Source organism: Fibrobacter sp. (assembly GCA_012523595.1).
Lineage (GTDB): Bacteria > Fibrobacterota > Chitinivibrionia > Chitinivibrionales > Chitinispirillaceae > JAAYIG01.
In genome coordinates this window covers 1-16,132 of record JAAYIG010000172.1, presented here as the reverse complement: position 1 = coordinate 16,132, position 16,132 = coordinate 1, and the positions used below count along the sequence as shown (strand labels likewise).

17 protein-coding genes are annotated in these 16,132 nt (G+C 44.9%); 10 read left to right on the top strand and 7 right to left on the bottom strand.

Going from position 1 to position 16,132, the window contains the following annotated elements; all coding sequences use genetic code 11:
• Positions 1-19: 19 nt before the first annotated feature.
• The 5 genes from hisH to GX089_11685 all read left to right on the top strand — a co-directional run bounded on the left by hisH (position 20) and on the right by GX089_11685 (position 5,831).
• Positions 20-640: an imidazole glycerol phosphate synthase subunit HisH gene (gene hisH, locus GX089_11705; protein NLP03153.1), complete on the top strand. Its 621-nt coding sequence runs from the start codon at positions 20-22 to the stop codon at positions 638-640.
• The gene (hisF, locus tag GX089_11700; protein NLP03152.1) at positions 634-1,407 is read left to right on the top strand and encodes an imidazole glycerol phosphate synthase subunit HisF; all 774 of its coding nucleotides are present in this window, start codon (positions 634-636) and stop codon (positions 1,405-1,407) included. The genes hisH and hisF overlap by 7 nt, the downstream gene beginning before the upstream one ends.
• 417 nt (positions 1,408-1,824) lie before the next feature.
• Positions 1,825-3,045, top strand: a complete 1,221-nt coding sequence (locus GX089_11695) for a glycosyltransferase family 4 protein (GenBank protein ID NLP03151.1) — start codon at positions 1,825-1,827, stop codon at positions 3,043-3,045.
• 5 nt (positions 3,046-3,050) lie between these two features.
• Positions 3,051-4,259, top strand: a complete 1,209-nt coding sequence (locus tag GX089_11690; GenBank protein ID NLP03150.1) for a glycosyltransferase family 4 protein — start codon at positions 3,051-3,053, stop codon at positions 4,257-4,259.
• The gene (locus GX089_11685; GenBank protein NLP03149.1) at positions 4,260-5,831 is read left to right on the top strand and encodes a flippase; all 1,572 of its coding nucleotides are present in this window, start codon (positions 4,260-4,262) and stop codon (positions 5,829-5,831) included.
• 3 nt (positions 5,832-5,834) lie between these two features.
• Here GX089_11685 and GX089_11680 read toward each other — a convergent pair whose 3' ends face one another.
• Genes GX089_11680 through rsmA form a run of 4 tightly spaced genes read right to left on the bottom strand, consistent with a single transcriptional unit; the run spans position 5,835 to position 9,808 of the window.
• Positions 5,835-6,467, bottom strand: a complete 633-nt coding sequence (locus GX089_11680; GenBank protein NLP03148.1) for a hypothetical protein — start codon at positions 6,465-6,467, stop codon at positions 5,835-5,837.
• 7 nt (positions 6,468-6,474) lie between these two features.
• Complete coding sequence (locus GX089_11675; protein ID NLP03147.1) at positions 6,475-6,978, bottom strand: hypothetical protein; 504 nt, start codon at positions 6,976-6,978, stop codon at positions 6,475-6,477.
• Positions 6,975-9,059, bottom strand: a complete 2,085-nt coding sequence (locus GX089_11670) for a hypothetical protein (protein ID NLP03146.1) — start codon at positions 9,057-9,059, stop codon at positions 6,975-6,977. The genes GX089_11675 and GX089_11670 overlap by 4 nt, the downstream gene beginning before the upstream one ends.
• Entirely contained in the window at positions 9,008-9,808 is an 801-nt protein-coding gene (rsmA, locus tag GX089_11665) for a ribosomal RNA small subunit methyltransferase A (protein ID NLP03145.1), read from the bottom strand. The genes GX089_11670 and rsmA overlap by 52 nt, the downstream gene beginning before the upstream one ends.
• Before the next feature lie 177 nt (positions 9,809-9,985).
• On the opposite strand from rsmA, the gene GX089_11660 reads away from it, so the two are divergent.
• Positions 9,986-10,399: a hypothetical protein gene (locus tag GX089_11660; GenBank protein ID NLP03144.1), complete on the top strand. Its 414-nt coding sequence runs from the start codon at positions 9,986-9,988 to the stop codon at positions 10,397-10,399.
• A gap of 102 nt (positions 10,400-10,501) precedes the next feature.
• The gene (locus tag GX089_11655) at positions 10,502-11,218 is read left to right on the top strand and encodes a DUF72 domain-containing protein (protein ID NLP03143.1); all 717 of its coding nucleotides are present in this window, start codon (positions 10,502-10,504) and stop codon (positions 11,216-11,218) included.
• Positions 11,219-11,259: 41 nt separating this feature from the next.
• Here GX089_11655 and htpX read toward each other — a convergent pair whose 3' ends face one another.
• On the bottom strand, positions 11,260-12,108 hold the full coding sequence (gene htpX / locus GX089_11650) for a zinc metalloprotease HtpX (GenBank protein ID NLP03142.1): 849 nt from the start codon (positions 12,106-12,108) through the stop codon (positions 11,260-11,262).
• Between the two features lie 182 nt (positions 12,109-12,290).
• On the opposite strand from htpX, the gene GX089_11645 reads away from it, so the two are divergent.
• The 3 genes from GX089_11645 (at position 12,291) to GX089_11635 (ending at position 15,227) form a co-directional block, all read left to right on the top strand.
• The gene (locus tag GX089_11645; protein NLP03141.1) at positions 12,291-12,851 is read left to right on the top strand and encodes a superoxide dismutase family protein; all 561 of its coding nucleotides are present in this window, start codon (positions 12,291-12,293) and stop codon (positions 12,849-12,851) included.
• A gap of 172 nt (positions 12,852-13,023) precedes the next feature.
• The gene (locus GX089_11640; protein NLP03140.1) at positions 13,024-14,352 is read left to right on the top strand and encodes a hypothetical protein; all 1,329 of its coding nucleotides are present in this window, start codon (positions 13,024-13,026) and stop codon (positions 14,350-14,352) included.
• Entirely contained in the window at positions 14,352-15,227 is an 876-nt protein-coding gene (locus GX089_11635; GenBank protein ID NLP03139.1) for a hypothetical protein, read from the top strand. Before GX089_11640 ends, GX089_11635 begins: the two co-directional genes overlap by 1 nt.
• Positions 15,228-15,233: 6 nt before the next feature.
• Here the strand turns inward: GX089_11635 and trxA are convergent, their stop codons facing one another.
• A complete protein-coding gene (trxA, locus tag GX089_11630; protein NLP03138.1) occupies positions 15,234-15,545 on the bottom strand; it encodes a thioredoxin in 312 nt (103 codons plus the stop codon).
• Between the two features lie 185 nt (positions 15,546-15,730).
• Positions 15,731-16,132: hypothetical protein (locus tag GX089_11625; protein NLP03137.1), on the bottom strand; the 402-nt coding region annotated here is incomplete at its 5' end.

Below are 16,132 nucleotides of genomic sequence, written 5' to 3'. Positions count from 1 at the left end.
TATTATCCATAAGGACACTATGATATCTATTGTTGACTACGGGGCAGGAAATCTTACCTCAGTAAAAAGAGCTCTCGATTATTCCGGTATCAAATCCCAAATAACCGCCGATCCGAAGGAACTCCTTACCGCTGAACGCATCATTTTTCCAGGGGTGGGTCATGCCTCTTCGGCCATGAAAACACTCATAGAACGCGGATTGGACACTGCTCTGAAAAATGCGTTTCTCTCAGGAATCCCTCTGCTGGGAATCTGTCTTGGAACTCAGATTATTCTGGGACACTCCGATGAGGGTGATACAGAGTGTATCGGACTTATTGAAGGGAACTGTCCCCGGTTCGACCTCAAAGACAAATCATTGAAAATTCCCCACATGGGATGGGATTCAATCAGGATCTTAAGAGATCATCCGGTATTTAGAAATGTAAAACCGCAGGATGAGTTCTATTTCGTACACTCCTATTACCCTCAGCCAGCGGATAAAAGTACAATCATTGCGCTCTGTGAGTACGGGACAGAGTTTCCGGTTGTTATCGGCACCAGGAATCTGATCGCCACTCAGTTCCATCCGGAAAAAAGCGGTCCCGCAGGGTTGGAGATTCTCAAATCATTTTCATCCTGGGATGGTTCACCATGTTAAGTAAAAGAGTGATCTCCTGCCTTGATGTCCGGGGGGGCAAGCTTGCGAAGAGTATTAAGTTTGTAAACACTCAGGATATAGGTGATCCGGTCGCAACTGCCCAGAAGTACTATGAAGAGGGTATCGATGAACTGGTGTTTTATGATATCACTGCCTCCAGCGACAACCGGGATATCATGATAGATGTAGTAGACAGGGTTGCATCCTGCATCTTTATCCCGTTTTCAGTAGGAGGAGGCCTGAGGACTGTGGAGGACTGCACAAAGGTGCGTCTGGCCGGGGCAGAGAAGATCAATGTGAATACATCTGCTGTAGCCAATCCAGACCTGATCAATGAGGCATCTGTTGCCCTGGGTGCTCAGGCAGTGGTGCTCTCAATGGATGTATTGGCAGTACCTGTTACTGCGCAGATCCCCTCCGGATATGAGATTGTGACCCACGGGGGCCGTTACAGAACCGGTTTAGATGCTGTTAAGTGGGCAGTGGAGGGCCAGAGGCGGGGCGCAGGAGAACTGGTTGTCAATTCAATCGATGCAGATGGGACAAAACAGGGCTATGAAATAAAACTTACCAGAATGATAGCTGATGCTGTGTCCATACCTGTCATAGCTTCTGGTGGAGGCGGCAGACCGGAACACATTTACGAAGTGCTCACCGAGGGTCATGCTGACGCTGCACTCATAGCATCGATACTGCACTATGGAGAGTACAGTATCAGGCAGATAAAGGAATACCTGAGATCTCGAGGAATAAAGGTCAGACTCTGAAAGTACGACAACACGAGCGTACGACAGAACGACATTACTGTGAACGTATCAGTCCACCCTGCGGTTTTACTTATTTACGATTACAAGCACAGAAACGAAATGGAAATCCGGAATACATTCTCCACCAGTAAAATTAAAGCCAGATTAACTTACCCAACTTGCGAAATTTGAGGTTGGTATTGGTATCGGTACCGTATACTCCTATTGTCGTACCCAGTAGTGTCATATTGTCGTAGTGTCATGTTTGTCGTAGCGTCATAATGTCGTAATGTCGTACCCTCGTACACTCGACTCTCAGGATAAGTAATTATAGAATATATTATTCTGGCCTCCAGGTCATGATATCTTATCAGAGTGTCTGTTGTTATATTATCCTTCGGTTTCATCCGGGATGAATACCTCTGGAGTCAATCAAAGATGCGCATCGCGCTTGTAAATTCGGAATACCCCTCTCCATCGCAAGCAGGTCATGGAGGTATCGCCACATACACATATCTGATGGCAAACACTCTGGCTTCGATGGGGCACACAGTTTATGTACTTGTCAGAGAAAGCACAGCTACAGATCCATTGCTTGACTCAGTGCGTCTGTGTTATTTCGGATTTATTCCTGCACCCGGTCTGAGACGTATTACAGACAGATTCAGAACCGGCAAAATAGTCTGGGAACAGGGGCAGTCGAGACATATAAAGAACACCCTGCTTTCGATCCACAAAAGATTCGGCCTGGATATAGCGGAATTTCCCGACTACAGCGGACTTTCCTGCCAATGCAGAGGCTCTCTTCCTTTCCCGGTTGTCATTAATTTTCATACTCCGTCGGAGGTGGTTGACAAGCTTAATAATATGATAATTACCGAAGAGCGGATAAAATGGCACCGTTTCGAAAGGGAAGCTTTTACAAAGGCAGATGGGTACAGATGTCCCAGTGAGGCATTGGCACAGGTAATCAGCAGGGACTTTGAAATACCCTCAAATCAGATAAGGATCATCCGCAATCCCGTATCAACGGAAATTTTCGACCGTATCGAAAAATCACATAGAACCGACCGTTTTGATTTCCTCTTTGCCGGGCGTCTGGAATTCAGAAAAGGCGCCGAACTTCTGTTAAGAAGTTTGAATAAAATTCTCCGGATCGATAACCGAATCAATGTGACATTTGCCGGGGAAACAGAGCTTGGTGATGCGTACAGTTACAGACAGGCCATTGAGAGAACTCTCAGGGATTCAGAGCGCAAGAGGGTGTGGTTTCTGGGACCACTCCCAATAAAAAAACTCAGTGCTCTTTACTGCCGTTCCTCATGTTTTCTGTTCCCTTCACTTTTCGAGAATGCGCCCTATGGGCTCTTCGAAGCGATCTCGGCGAGACTTCCTGTAATCGCATCCGATTCAGGTGGTGTCCGGGAGATAATCCGGCACAAGGATACCGGCCTGCTTTTCTCTCCTGACAGTATCGATGAACTTCTGGGGTGTGTGAAATCATTTATGGAAAACCCGCAACAGAGCAGAGAGATGGCGGAAAGAGCGTATAAGGAGATAAAAAGTATCTGCTCACCTGAAAAAATAGCCGCCGAAACCATCGATTTCTATCAATCTTTGATTGATAGAAAAAAAGGCCTAAGAAAAGCGAGACGATAAGAAGGATGCAGATACTTTACATTTCAAATGAATATCCTCCTCAGACCGGATTTGGCGGCATAGGCACTTACACAAAACACACTGCCGAGGGAATGACAGCCAGGGGTCACACTGTTCATGTAATGTCAAGGAGCATCACCGGAGAGTACTCCCGCACTCTTGCAAATGAAGTCATTGTGCATCGTATTCCTCTCCTGGATTTTAATCTCCCCCGTGGAAAAGCATTCTTTCCATTCCGGAAATTATGCTATAAAATGATACCCCACTCTCTTGAACGCCTTGCATGGGCAGAATCAGTTGCAAAAGCCCTTCAGAAGCTTCAGGGAAATGGTCATAGTTTTGATATCATCGAGCATCCCGAATGCGGAGCCGAGGGATTCCACATAAGAGGGCAAAAAGGAGTGTTGGTAACAAGACTCCACACCCCCTGGCAGCTGATCAGTGAGTTTGATCAGATCAAAGAAGCCCCGGGTGATCCGATACTGCTTACGCTGATGGAAAAACACTCAACCCGCAAAGCTCAACTGGTAACCAGTCCTTCGTGTGCGCTTGCTAATATTATGAAGAAACGCTGGAAACTGCGGGACATAGAAGTTATTCCAAACTCTCTCCCAGCAGATCAGTATGACAAAACAAGTGGCGGAGGGTGGATCTATACCGGCAGAGTTGAGATGAGGAAGGGTGTTCATATACTTCTGGATGCTTATGAAGAGCTCTGCAAAAGCCGCAGTTCTCTTCCTGCTTTGAAAATAATAGGCAGAGCATACGGGACAATGAAAGACGGCACATCTTACGGAGAACTGATCGGAAAGCGGATCAACAGTGCGCCGCTTAACGGCAGAGTAGAATGGATAGAGGGGCTGCCACTTTCCGATGTAAAGGGCCATCTTCTTGCATCATCGGTTGCAATCTTCCCTTCATTATGGGAGAATTTTCCATATGCTGCACTTGAGGCTATGGCTTGCGGGTTAACGGTTGTGGCTTCTGACTGCGGAGGGTATCCGGAGATGATCCAGCATGGGAAGAGTGGTTTACTTGTAAAGTCAGGCAGCAGAAGAGATCTGTCTGAAGTGCTCAAAAAGATACTGGATAACAAGGAAATGGCAAAAGAACTGGGTGACACTACCAGAAAAAGAGTCCAGAGCCATTTTAACACCTCCACAATTTGCGAATCTCTGGAAAGAATTTACGAAAAGGCATTAAGGGACAGATAGATGGGACATGGTTCAAAGCTCATAAAAAACTCTTTTTTTATACTGTTTAACACTGTATTCATGATGTTTACATCATGGATCATCTCCATCTGGATAGCCCGTCAGCTCGGGCCTGTAAATTACGGTATCTTCAATCTTGTGCTCTGGATTTCCGGTACCATGACGTGGGTGCTGGGGATGGGGCTTATTCATGCTATTACAAAGTTTGTAGCCGAGTACGACGGGCGGGGCGAGACAAAGAACCTTCGACCTATAATTTACTATGTCCTAAAAATCGAGATTGTCATTACTGTAATCACCACAGTGGTTCTTGTGTTTTTCCGTTCAAAAATCGCCGATTTTTTCTTCTCTCCGGAGGAATCGTTCCTGTTTTTTCTTGCTGCCCTGGGCCTTCTGCCGGGAATGGTGACAGCAATTCTTTCGGCTGCAATAGAGGGTATTCAGAAATTTGAGTATTTCACATACTCCAACCTCATCCTTACACCACTTTCCTTTATCTCTAAAATCATCGTTCTTATTATGGGCAAAGGGATAGAGGGCCTGCTCATGGTGATGCTTGTTTTTTCTTTCATCAACGCAATCTTCTATTACATAGTTCTTAAACGTGAAGGTGCACTTGAAAAGGGACCTGACAGTCTTTCATCAGAGATCAAAAAGAGAATACAGACCTATAACAAGAGTGTCATCGCGATATTGATTTGTGACAAGATAATCTGGGATAAGAGCGAAAACTTTTTCCTGGGGCGTTTCTGTTCTGCTGCCGAGATTGGGTATTACAATCTGGGTTACAATGTAGCCCAGCGCTTTGTTTCCATACTCCCCACCACATTCTGGCGTGTCCTCTTTCCCACCATGTCGTCATATTTCGGTTCCGGTGATAAGGAAAAGATGAGGCGTCTTTTTTTCCTCTCGACAAGATATCTTGCTTTCTTTTCATTTCCGGTTGGAGCTGCGGGTATGATACTCGCATATCAGATTATCCATTACCTTTACGGCCACGAATTTATCGGAGCACAGCGTGTGCTTCAGATAATGTTCGCAGCTTCAATATTCTCAAGCCTCTCAAACCCCGCATCAGCTATCCTTTATGGTTTCGAGAAACAGGCTTTTATTTACAAATACGGTTTTGTTCTGGCACTGATAAACATAGCACTGGACCTTCTTCTGATAAAGGCTTACGGAGCAGTGGGTGCGGCGGTCTGTTTCGGGATTATCACCGTACTGGCATCGGTTGGCGGGCTGATTTACACCAGCAGACTGATGAGTCTAAAATACCCTGTAGTTTCGGTTGCAAAAATCACCCTGTCCACTGTAATAATGGGAACAGTGATGGAGCTTATAATCAATCAGAACAGCGGAATACCCGGATTTGTAGTATCAATTTTCACCGGTACAGCAGTTTACCTGATCAGTTCTCTTGTGCTGGGAACGTTTGAAGAAGAGGATATGATACTGCTTCAGAGCACAAAGGCTGTTCTGCCCGGAAAAAGTAAAATACTGGTAGAACATCTCTGCAATCTGATGATGCAATTCAAGGGGATAAGCACATCAGAGGGAAGCGGGAAAGAGTGATCATCAATCAAGATTTGGCGCAGTGCTTAGATCATACCACTTTCCGATTACCCAGAGCCGCTCCTTGTCCCTCTCCAGATAAAACACCTGTTGTTCAATGGAAACAGTATACAATTCAACATCAGTATCACTGTTCTTTACCCTTATCTCCATTTCACTGCCTTCTACCATCAGTTCAACATTGACAGTGTCACCATTTTCATCAGTGATAAATCTCTTCCTTGTTATTATCGGTTCTATTGCAAATTTAATCTGCTCTGCATTTTTAAAGAGTTTTGTGTGGCTTTCTTTTTCCGGTTCTTTGGTCCAGAAAAAATAACTTTCTGAATTATCAATATATTGCAAATTAATATCAGGAGCTTCACGTTCTATATTGTACTTTGTCACAAATACGGAGCTGCCGGTGTTAAAGGAAGGGGCAACATAGAAACGGAATGATTCAGACAGAAGTTGCTCAAAAAGATCAATTCTCCTGGATTCATAAGATTCCACCAACTGACTTATGACACCGTCAGGTTTAGATCTGTTATACAATTCCATAGTAGGCTTTCCAGTTTCCGGGAAGAAAGGGTTGAAGCATTTTGGAATCACAATTAAAAACGGAAAAAGAAGTATCCGGAAAACTTTCCTGCCCATTTCTTCTCTATTCCTGTGGTGCAAAAAATGATTTTTCGTTACCCGATGGCATGTCGATCCATCTGCAGATCTGCCACCCCGTACTTCTTGCCAGTGCAAAATTGGAACTACCGGTAAAATCAGGTACAGTACTGCTCTTGTCAAGGAAAACAGTGTATCCGGTCTGTTCAAGGAAGATACTGTCTCCCTTTCTGGTAAAACTGCTGTCAACCCATTCGATACGGATCTCAGGGTATTCACTCTCAATCTGCCTGAGCTTGTCCTTTATCTGATTTTTATCATAGGGCAGCCCACCTCTGGAGTTTATATCTTTATATGTAAATGATTCAGAGAAAACCTCATCAAGATGCAGGCTTGTAAAGTTCTCACCTGAGTTCTCAAGCAGCTTTGAGAAGCTGAAACGGTCAGTTTCAATGATGAACAACGGCTCCTCAAACTGATTTCTGGGTGTGAATATACCGCATCCAGCTATGACAACCGTTAAAAAGGTAATCTGGATCGCAATTCTCATCTGAACTCCACCATTGCATTCAAGGAAATATCCCAGTTTCTCCTCAAATTATATTTTTTTCCATCAAGAGTGCTGAATATCCTTCCAATCTTCCCTTGCGCAGCGAAACAGCCGTTGTGAAACCTGAATTCCAGAAATGGTTCAATGGTTCTCAGGTCTTCAGCAATATATCTGTCATAACTATGCTGATATACATATTGAGAAATGTTACTGAAAGAGCTTGCCAAAGTCAAATCAATAATACTGTGATTCATTCTGAGCAGGGCCAGGACACTGTAATCATTATTCTTTTTCTTGACAGCATAATAATCCACTCTCTCGATTGAATCTGCATCGAAATATGCCGCACCGTACCATTCGCCATTATCATAGTAGATCTGATTCCATGAAATTTGTGTCAGCAGTTTCTGGTTTATTTTCCAGCACCCTGACAAAGTTGATGAAAATTTCCTGGAAAGAGGGGGCGGATCATTCTTATGAACATGCTTGAATTTAAAATCGGTAATTTCAGATTCAGCAAACAGCCGCTCATGGAACCTGATACTTCCCTTCTCAAAGGCGGCATCCATCCCCACCCGGTATTCATCTTTAGATTTACTGTTACCGCTGTTCATCTCTCTGAAATAGTACAAATAAGTTCTGGCATATTCACCCCAGGCACTGAGGGAAAAATATGAGAGGCTGTCTGCATTGAATGCGGCCCTGTGCATAATCCTGATAAGGTCACTCTCATCCTGGTTGCTTGTATCCCCGTCTTTTGTCAGGATCGTCTGTAAAACCTTATACTTTTTAGAATCTTTGGAAGCATGAAGCTCATAGCTAATTGACAGGTTTTCCGGCAGTCTGATTGTGAGTTCATGATCCGTAAATGCTTTATCATATCGGTAATCATTGATGTGAGTGGGAAGTTCCTCGGCATTGAGTAAAGCGCTGGAATTGTCATCTTTGTATAACTTGTCCAGATTTCCCCATGTTAACTCAATCCCTCCGATATAGTCAAAGAAATAATGATCAAGGCTGGAAAGCTGAAAGTTCAGGGTATGGGAAGTATTGAGAAGATTATTGAGAGATTTTGGCTCCTTGGGATAATCCACGGTGTTAAGCCCGTAGAGATAGTACATCGCCGGTGCAAAACCAAACCTGGGTGCTGCCCTTAGCCCACCTGAGGCTGTCAGAGAGTGTCGGATACGCCAGGGCGAGCTCTGATAAACCCCGCTTCCCAGATTAGTACGCAGGTAGACATCTTTGCCATTTAGCAGGGAATCTCCTGCATAGATGAAAATGGAATCGCCACTGGGCAGAGTGTTTTTGTAAAGAGCAGATCCCATTATCAAACCCAAACCGTTGTTCCTGATTTGTTTACCTATTCCCTGAAAACTTATAAAGAGCGGAAGGTTTCCTACAGGCCGGGATGGATCTCCCAGACTAACCCCGCAGAAGTATCCCGGATCACTGTCATACCCTTCCCAGTCAGTACCCAGCAGCCCCCCCCTTATATTATCATTCCATCCATAAGCCGCGATTCCAGCCCTTGTCTCAACGGGAATTCCTTTAAAATTGGTTTTAAGCACAGGCCCCACATCAACCATGGAATGAAAAGAACTACTTTTTTCCCTGATCTTGTATGAAGCCACTGGTGTCCACTCGATTCCAAAGCTGTCAGCCGGGAAAGGATATCCGGGCCAGAGCATCTTTCCTGAAAAATCGTAGGACTGGATTTTTGTATTACTATTATAGTAAGTAAAGAGGAAATCACTGAGTTGTGTTAATTGAGAATTGTTGCCGGTTCTCTGAAAATTTATTGTGCTCCTGTTTGTGAGTATCTCATAGTATGAAAATTGATCCGACAGCTTCAGATATGAAGAATCTTCTTGTGGTGGTTCGTTTTCCGGAACAGCAAACATGAGAGGCCAGTAATTGCTTTGCGACAATACAGGAAAGGAGATGGCAAAAAAGAGAAACAATGCCGGAAAACCCGGAATCCGGTATCGTTTTTTGCGAAAATGAAAACTGCACCAGTTCCTTATGCTCAGACAGGTTCCTTTTTTAATGAAAGTGATTTCCTGAACAGTTTCAGCCACAGATTAACATCGAGGTCCTCGGGACGGGACAGGGGATCTATTCCTGATTCCTCAAAAATCCGGCGGTAATCCTGCTTTGATATCAGACCATCTCCCAGAACCTTGGCCAGGGTCTTTCTTCGCTGTGAAAATCCCCTGCTGACGAATGCAAAGAAAGTCTCCCACTTGTCTCTCTCAAGTTTCGTTTCAAGATCTTCATCGATTATTATCTGAAATACAGTTGAATCAACATTAGGTCTGGGGAAGAAAGCCCCGGGTGGAACATGAAAGAGGATCCTGGGGGTTCCGAAAAACGCACAGAAAATTGTCAGAAACCCGTTGGTTTTACTGTGTGGTCCCGATGCGATCCTCTCACCAACTTCTCGTTGTACCATGAAAGTACAGGAAAGAATATCATTTCCATAGTAAAGTGTCTTCTTTAGTATCAGCGCTGCGATTGAGTATGGAAGATTTCCGACAACATGAAGCGGAAATCCGGCTGTGGAGTAATCGAATTCCATAATATCCTGATTATGAATGACATGCCTGCCCTCACCAAGTTTCTCTCTGAGCCTCTCAACCGCCTCAGGATCAACTTCCACCAGATGAAAATCCGGGAAACGCTTTTTCAGGTAAACACTCAGTGCACCCTGTCCAGGCCCGATCTCCAGCACATTTTCACCGGAGCCGGCCGGAACCGATTCAGCAATTCTTTCAGCATACCTCGTTGAGGTCAGAAAGTGCTGCCCAAGGTGTTTTTTTGGCCTCATAAAACTGTTTCCCAAATTCATTTCATAACAGAAACAATTACAGATTAGCCCCAGGGGTGAATTTTGCCATTGTTCTGCTGCGAAATCAAAGGATATGATTGTTATACAGATACTCCCAGTATTAAATTTAAATAAAATTCTTTAATATGCACCATCCGTTCTCAAAAGGAGAGATGAATGAAGCCTTTTACTGCAGCCCTCATCCTGGTCGTTCTTATGTTAGTTCCGGGATGTAAGCAGAAGAAGAGTTCTTCAGATACTCCTCCCCAGACTCTAAGTGTTCAGAGCGAAACAAAGCCGGTTAATTTCGTTCCTCCCCGGGATTCTGTCATCTCTGCAGAGAAGATAAAAATCTGGCTGTCATGCAACCCGCTTCTGGATTCATTGACTACGATGTATTCTGATTCCTTCAAAATAGAGGAACCGGAAAGAAGAATGCGGTATCAGGAGGTTTTCTCAGCAGCACAGGACAGGATCTGTGTCCGTGCAGGGCTTCCAGGCGGCTATAAAGAGTATAAGTGGATTATGAACGCCATGGGAAACCCCAAAAACAAAGCAGCTCTGGATTCTTCCGGGGCAGAAGTGTTCTAAAAACCCACCCTTTTTCCTTCTTTTCTGATTTCATCTGTGGGGGAGTTATGGACTCAGCCTCCCCATAAATTTCGTGGTCCCCAAATTGCCCCACTAATCTCCATGGCCTGCTATCTTGGCACGTCCGGATGGACCTATGATCATTGGAAAGGAGTCTTTTATCCGGATACAGTTCCCAAAAAACGCTGGTTCGAGTACTACAGCAGCAGGTTTGATACTGTAGAACTCAATGCATCTTTTTACCGGATCCCCACAATAAAAACAGCACTTGGCTGGTATAACCGCTCACCGGCAAATTTCCGATTCGCTGTAAAGATGTCACGTCTGGTTTCACATGTCAGGAGACTTAAAAATTGTGACCGGGAATTGGAATGGTTTTTCTCTTCAATGGAACCTTTAAAACCGAAAACAGGCATCATACTTATCCAGCTCCCCCCCAATCTCAAGAGCGATCTAAAACGTCTCGATGATTTTACAGCCCGGCTACCATCAGACCAGGCATTTGCCTTTGAGTTCCGTAATGTCTCCTGGTATTCAGAGGAAACCTACGCTCTGTTAAGAGAGCGGGGACATACTTTCTGTATTCATGATATGTCTGGTCTGGCCACCGATAAAATCATCACTGCTGATACTGTTTACATCCGGTTTCACGGGCACGATTCCCGATATGGAGGAGACTATCCGGATGATCGCCTGAGTTCCTGGGCGGAATGGATACGGGAGCAATTAAAAAAGGAATTATCTGTCTATGCCTATTTCAACAATGACATCGGCGGGTTCGCAGTAAAAAATTGCATTCGTCTCAAGGAATTTTTATGAGGGAACTCAAGTGTGCCGGAATGGCCGGCACACAGAAATGCTCAGATCTGCCTCGCAAGGGCCTGGAGCCTCTTAATTCTCTCTTCCATTGGCGGATGAGTGCTGAAAAGTGATGCTATCCCGCCACGGAACGGATTAACTATAAAGAGGTGGGCTGTAGAGGGGCTTCCCCCGGCCATGGGAATCATCTGAGAGCCTCTCTGGAGTTTGGAGAGTGCGTTTGCAAGTGAGAGGGGTTTCCCGCTGATCCTTGCCCCTGATTCATCTGCAGCATACTCTCTGGATCTTGAGATTGCCATCTGGATCAGCATTGCGGCTAGTGGCGCCAGTATGGCCATAGCCAGCGCTCCCAGGGCTCCGCCGCGATCGTTATCATCTCTGCGCATCCCGCCCCACATTGCGGACCACTGCACCATGTGCGCAATCCAGGTAATCGCACCTGCTATTGTGGCTGCAATAGTGCTGGTCAGAGTATCCCGGTTCTGAACATGGGCAAGCTCGTGAGCCATGACCCCTTCCAGCTCATCCTCACTCAGCAGGCGCAGGATCCCCACAGTCGCTGCCACGGATGCGTGACTGGGGTTGCGGCCAGTTGCAAAAGCGTTTGGTGATTCACTATTGATTATGTAAACTTTGGGCATTGGCATCCGGGTGCGTTCCGCCAGCCTCTCAACGACATTGTAAAGTACCGGCGCATCACCCTTCGAGACCTCTTTTGCCCTGTACATTGCCAGCACAATTTTATCGGAAAACCACCAGGAACCAAAATTCATGACTCCTGCAATAATAAGAGCCATTGTTGCTCCATGTGATCCTCCCAGGTAATTACCCAGGACAACCAGAAGGCCTGTAAGAGCTCCCAGCAGAACAGTTGTTTTCAAGGTATTCATTTGCTCTGTATCTCCTGTTTTTCAAGGTAAGGTGCTTAATATAATGTTCCTTTTATTCTAAAGCAACTACGATTATGGACTGTTTTTATTATCCCCGGCAAGGGCTGAGCATTAATCTCAGGCACTCCATTTGCAATTTCTAATTTCTGTATCAAAAAGGCCTTCTCTACAGGGAGAAAACTATGAACCATTTCAGAGTAATGCTGCTTACAGCTTTGATACTGGCAGTTCAATGCACTGTCTTCCAGCGCCGTGACGGAAATGGGGGATCATCACCTGATGAGGCACTTGCAAGAGCAGAAATAACCGGTTTTCTTCCAAACACTATCAAGGGGACACTCTACTTTAATCTGGTTGAGGGGAGAGGTCTTGTAGTCACCGGAGAGATCGAGGGATTACTTCCTGAGAGTACATACGCCATGCATATCATGAACGGAACCTGTGACTCCGGCAGTGTCCTTACCGATTTTGATCCAGGCAATGCACAGAGCCATGGCCAGCCATGGCTCTCACCAAGCCAGAAACGGGCAGGTATCCTTCCAAACATAACAGCCAATGGAGATGGCAAAGCAGAAGTGGAGGTTGAAGTTCCCTGTCTCGATGTTGTTCCGGGATCGTCTTTCTCAGTTCTGGGTCGTTCCATAATCATTTTCTCCGGGCCGGACAATTTCCAGACAGGGCCAGCCGGTCAGAAAATCGCTTGCGGGAGAATCTCTGCCACTACTCCTGAACCGGTGCAATAGAGTCCAAGAACAAACCAAAATCGGGTTTTCAAAACAACAATCTCGCAATTTCCCGTACTCCATACTATTTTTATTTAAATCTGCTCCTTTAAGATGCTATCTATAGATAACCTCATCAGTGCTCAACAACACTGCTATTGAGAGTGGTTGAAACAAGACATCAAGGATTCTTATGGCAAAACGGGTCAGTGATTTGAAAGTACGATGTATTTATCCACATTTCCGCAAGTTTCTGGAAGGTCATCATGAGCTTGATTCTCATCTGAAAAGATACCTGGTAGGCAATTATACCATGCCTCCCTCACTGGCGATCCCGATCATTGCTGCCCTTACTCCTCCCGAAGTCCAGTTGAATTTAACTGATGATAATATACGCCAGGAAATAGATTACGATGAGGATGTCGATCTGGTTGCCATAAGCTGTTTTACTCCCCAGGCAAAGCGCGCTTATGAAATCGCCGATGAATTCCGGAAGAGAAAAAAGAATGTCATATTGGGAGGAATCCATCCTTCGGCTCTTCCAGATGAGGCAATTACCCATGCCGACTCAGTCTGTATCGGGGAAGTTGAACCGGTGTGGAATGAAATTCTGGAGGATTGCGCAAAAGGATCACTTAAAAAGTTCTACACCCACAGTATCCCCTATTCTCTTGACCAATTCCCTGTTCCCAAGCGGGACATATTTCCCCGTGATGTTTACAAGTGGGATGCACATCTTGTGTTGACTACCCGCGGATGTCCGGTGCAGTGCGGAGGTTGCCCTATTCCCGGAAAAGAGGGAACTTCTGTGCGTTTACGCCCTGTTGAAAATATAATCGAAGATATAAAAGGGATGCCCTATAAGGAGTTCTACATCGCCGATGACACTATCATGCTGCCCGGAAAGAAGTACTCGATTTTCCTGCTGAAGCTGATGGAACAGACAAAAGATCTCAATGTTAACATCTTTCTTGCATCAACGATGATGATGATGCCTGATCCGGAATTCTACAGGAAGCTCAGGGAAGGCGGCGCCAGTTCGATCTATACGATCTTTGGATTCGACAGAGTATCATCCCGCCTTTTGAGTCCGGAATGCACAAAAGATGAGTGGCAGAAAGGAATCGATCTTGTCAGAATGATAGAAGATGCGGGTATACATTTCTTTGCCTCTTTCGGTGTTGGATTTGATAATCAGGATTCAGGGGTTTTCGACAAGATACTCAGATTCGCCTACGAAAGTAAAATTGATCTTGCTGAATTCTACATTATCACACCATTCCCGGGAACACCTTTCGGGAAACAGTGTGAGGCTGAGAACAGAATTCTTCACAGGGATTACTCGCGATGGAACCACGGCAACATCGTTTTCAAGCCAAAAAATTTCACTGAAAAAGAACTAATGGATGGTTTTTATTACCTGTGGAAATCCTTTTACAGTGACAAACAGCATGGTGACACCCTGAGGTCTTTCTCTTTGAGTGATTCAGTTTCCAAGTCCCTGAATGAAATGGCACATTGATGAGTCTTAGCAGGTACATACAATCTCCTGAATTGCTCAGGAATATTAGCGGCAGTAATCCCGAAGAGCTTAAAAGAGAAGTATTGGACAGGGGGAAACGCTGGTATTCTGAAAATCCCGGTGAGGTAGAATTAATAACAGAGAATCTCCGCAAGCTGGAGATACCTTTTACCGCAGAGCTTGTAGAGAAAATCAAGATCAATGTTATACTCCACTACTATGAAAAACTCCTTCCGTTGTGCGGAGGAGCGGACTTCTACCACTCATTTCTGAAAAAGCATGTGGATTGCTCTGATGCCGCTGGTATTCTGCGTAAATCAATCGAGAGTGGAAATGGGATTCTTCTGACAATAGCGCATTTTGGAGCAGTCGAGTTTCTGGTTCCATCTCTTTCTACTTACAAGGTTCCGCTCAATGCCGCATTGCGTTTTACAACAGAGCAGTTTTCCAGAATGGCCGCGCAGCAGTCAAGGCACATGGAGGAAAGCGGGCTGTTTGGGCCAATAAAATTCATAGAGATCGGCAAACCCGGAACAGCAGCAGCGCTTGAAATGGCGGCTGCAATCAGGCGCAAAGAGGTGCTGGTTTCGGTTTTTGATGAGAAGACACCATACTCAAAGCCGGTTTTTCTTTTCGGGAAAAAAGTATACGGTGGCTCGGGACTTGACAAGCTTCTGGCATTTACTAATGCAACTGTGGATCTTTTTACCGCTTTTATGATAAGAGACGGCAATGACAGCTATAAGCTTGAGCTGTTCAAGCTTCCACCTGACCGTGATGGTATGCTCGATATGATGTACCATCATCTGGAAAACATGGTCAGGTTAGCCTGCGAACAATGGTATTTCCTTCACGAAGAGATACCGTTTGTGTAATGTTTTTCAGGCGGCAAGGGCACTAATATAAACATCCTCAGGCTGCACGCCTACAAACTCCCTCTCTATTTTCCCATCCTTAAATATTATTACTGTGGGAATTCCGGTTATACCGTACTCGTTTGATGTAACCGGATTTTCATCAACATTGATCTTGAAAACCTTCACCTTCCCTGCCATCTTTTCACTTATTCTGTCCATAATCGGACTTACCATCCTGCATGGCCCGCACCAGGGAGCCCAGAAATCTACTATCACAGGAATTTCTGACTCTATCACATCATTCTTGAAATTGGCATCCGTTGTCTCTTTTGTCATCCCAGACCTCTGATTAAGATGTTTAGGAAATGTCTTAAACTATGATTAACCTGATTATGATGATTTACCTGATAAATAATGCAACCGTGATGCCATTTGACCGTTGAGTAAGATGATCAGAAATGTCTTTAACTATGATTAATCTGATTAAGATGATTTACCTGATTTTAACCGGAGAAAAAGAATCATTGCACTCTTTCCGCTGTCACTCCTATTTCTCTTTCACTCTCTACCTGATTGAGAAAAACCAGTTTCTTCTTCCAGTGACCCGACCTGAAACGCAGAAAGAGCAATGGTCCAAATATAATGAACAGGGTAATTATCATAATCCAGACAACCTTTGGAGAGGCACCAAAAACATTAAACATCAAAAATGCCGTTAACGCGAACATAAAATTCATGGAAACAGAAATCACCATAGTCCAGAATGTATCCCCGGCCCCTCTCAGTGCACCGCTGGAAACAATGAGTACAGCATCAGCAATTACATAGAAAGCTATGAACCGAACCATAAACTCTGCCAACTCCTGAATCTGTTCGAAACCGGAGGATACCTCTAATGGCCGGAATAGATTGACCATGTGTTC

Bases quoted from the DNA above. Each gene is read 5' to 3' on its own strand.
- GX089_11640 (NLP03140.1), top strand. From the start codon at position 13,024: ATGGCAAAACGGGTCAGTGATTTGAAAGTACGATGTATTTATCCACAT.
- GX089_11690 (NLP03150.1), top strand. From the start codon at position 3,051: ATGCAGATACTTTACATTTCAAATGAATATCCTCCTCAGACCGGATTT.
- GX089_11655 (NLP03143.1), top strand. From the start codon at position 10,502: ATGGCCTGCTATCTTGGCACGTCCGGATGGACCTATGATCATTGGAAA.
- rsmA (NLP03145.1), bottom strand. From the start codon at position 9,808: ATGAGGCCAAAAAAACACCTTGGGCAGCACTTTCTGACCTCAACGAGG.
- GX089_11695 (NLP03151.1), top strand. From the start codon at position 1,825: ATGCGCATCGCGCTTGTAAATTCGGAATACCCCTCTCCATCGCAAGCA.
- GX089_11660 (NLP03144.1), top strand. From the start codon at position 9,986: ATGAAGCCTTTTACTGCAGCCCTCATCCTGGTCGTTCTTATGTTAGTT.
- GX089_11645 (NLP03141.1), top strand. From the start codon at position 12,291: ATGAACCATTTCAGAGTAATGCTGCTTACAGCTTTGATACTGGCAGTT.
- GX089_11685 (NLP03149.1), top strand. From the start codon at position 4,260: ATGGGACATGGTTCAAAGCTCATAAAAAACTCTTTTTTTATACTGTTT.
- hisH (NLP03153.1), top strand. From the start codon at position 20: ATGATATCTATTGTTGACTACGGGGCAGGAAATCTTACCTCAGTAAAA.
- GX089_11675 (NLP03147.1), bottom strand. From the start codon at position 6,978: ATGAGAATTGCGATCCAGATTACCTTTTTAACGGTTGTCATAGCTGGA.
- htpX (NLP03142.1), bottom strand. From the start codon at position 12,108: ATGAATACCTTGAAAACAACTGTTCTGCTGGGAGCTCTTACAGGCCTT.
- GX089_11635 (NLP03139.1), top strand. From the start codon at position 14,352: ATGAGTCTTAGCAGGTACATACAATCTCCTGAATTGCTCAGGAATATT.
- GX089_11680 (NLP03148.1), bottom strand. From the start codon at position 6,467: ATGGGCAGGAAAGTTTTCCGGATACTTCTTTTTCCGTTTTTAATTGTG.
- trxA (NLP03138.1), bottom strand. From the start codon at position 15,545: ATGACAAAAGAGACAACGGATGCCAATTTCAAGAATGATGTGATAGAG.
- hisF (NLP03152.1), top strand. From the start codon at position 634: ATGTTAAGTAAAAGAGTGATCTCCTGCCTTGATGTCCGGGGGGGCAAG.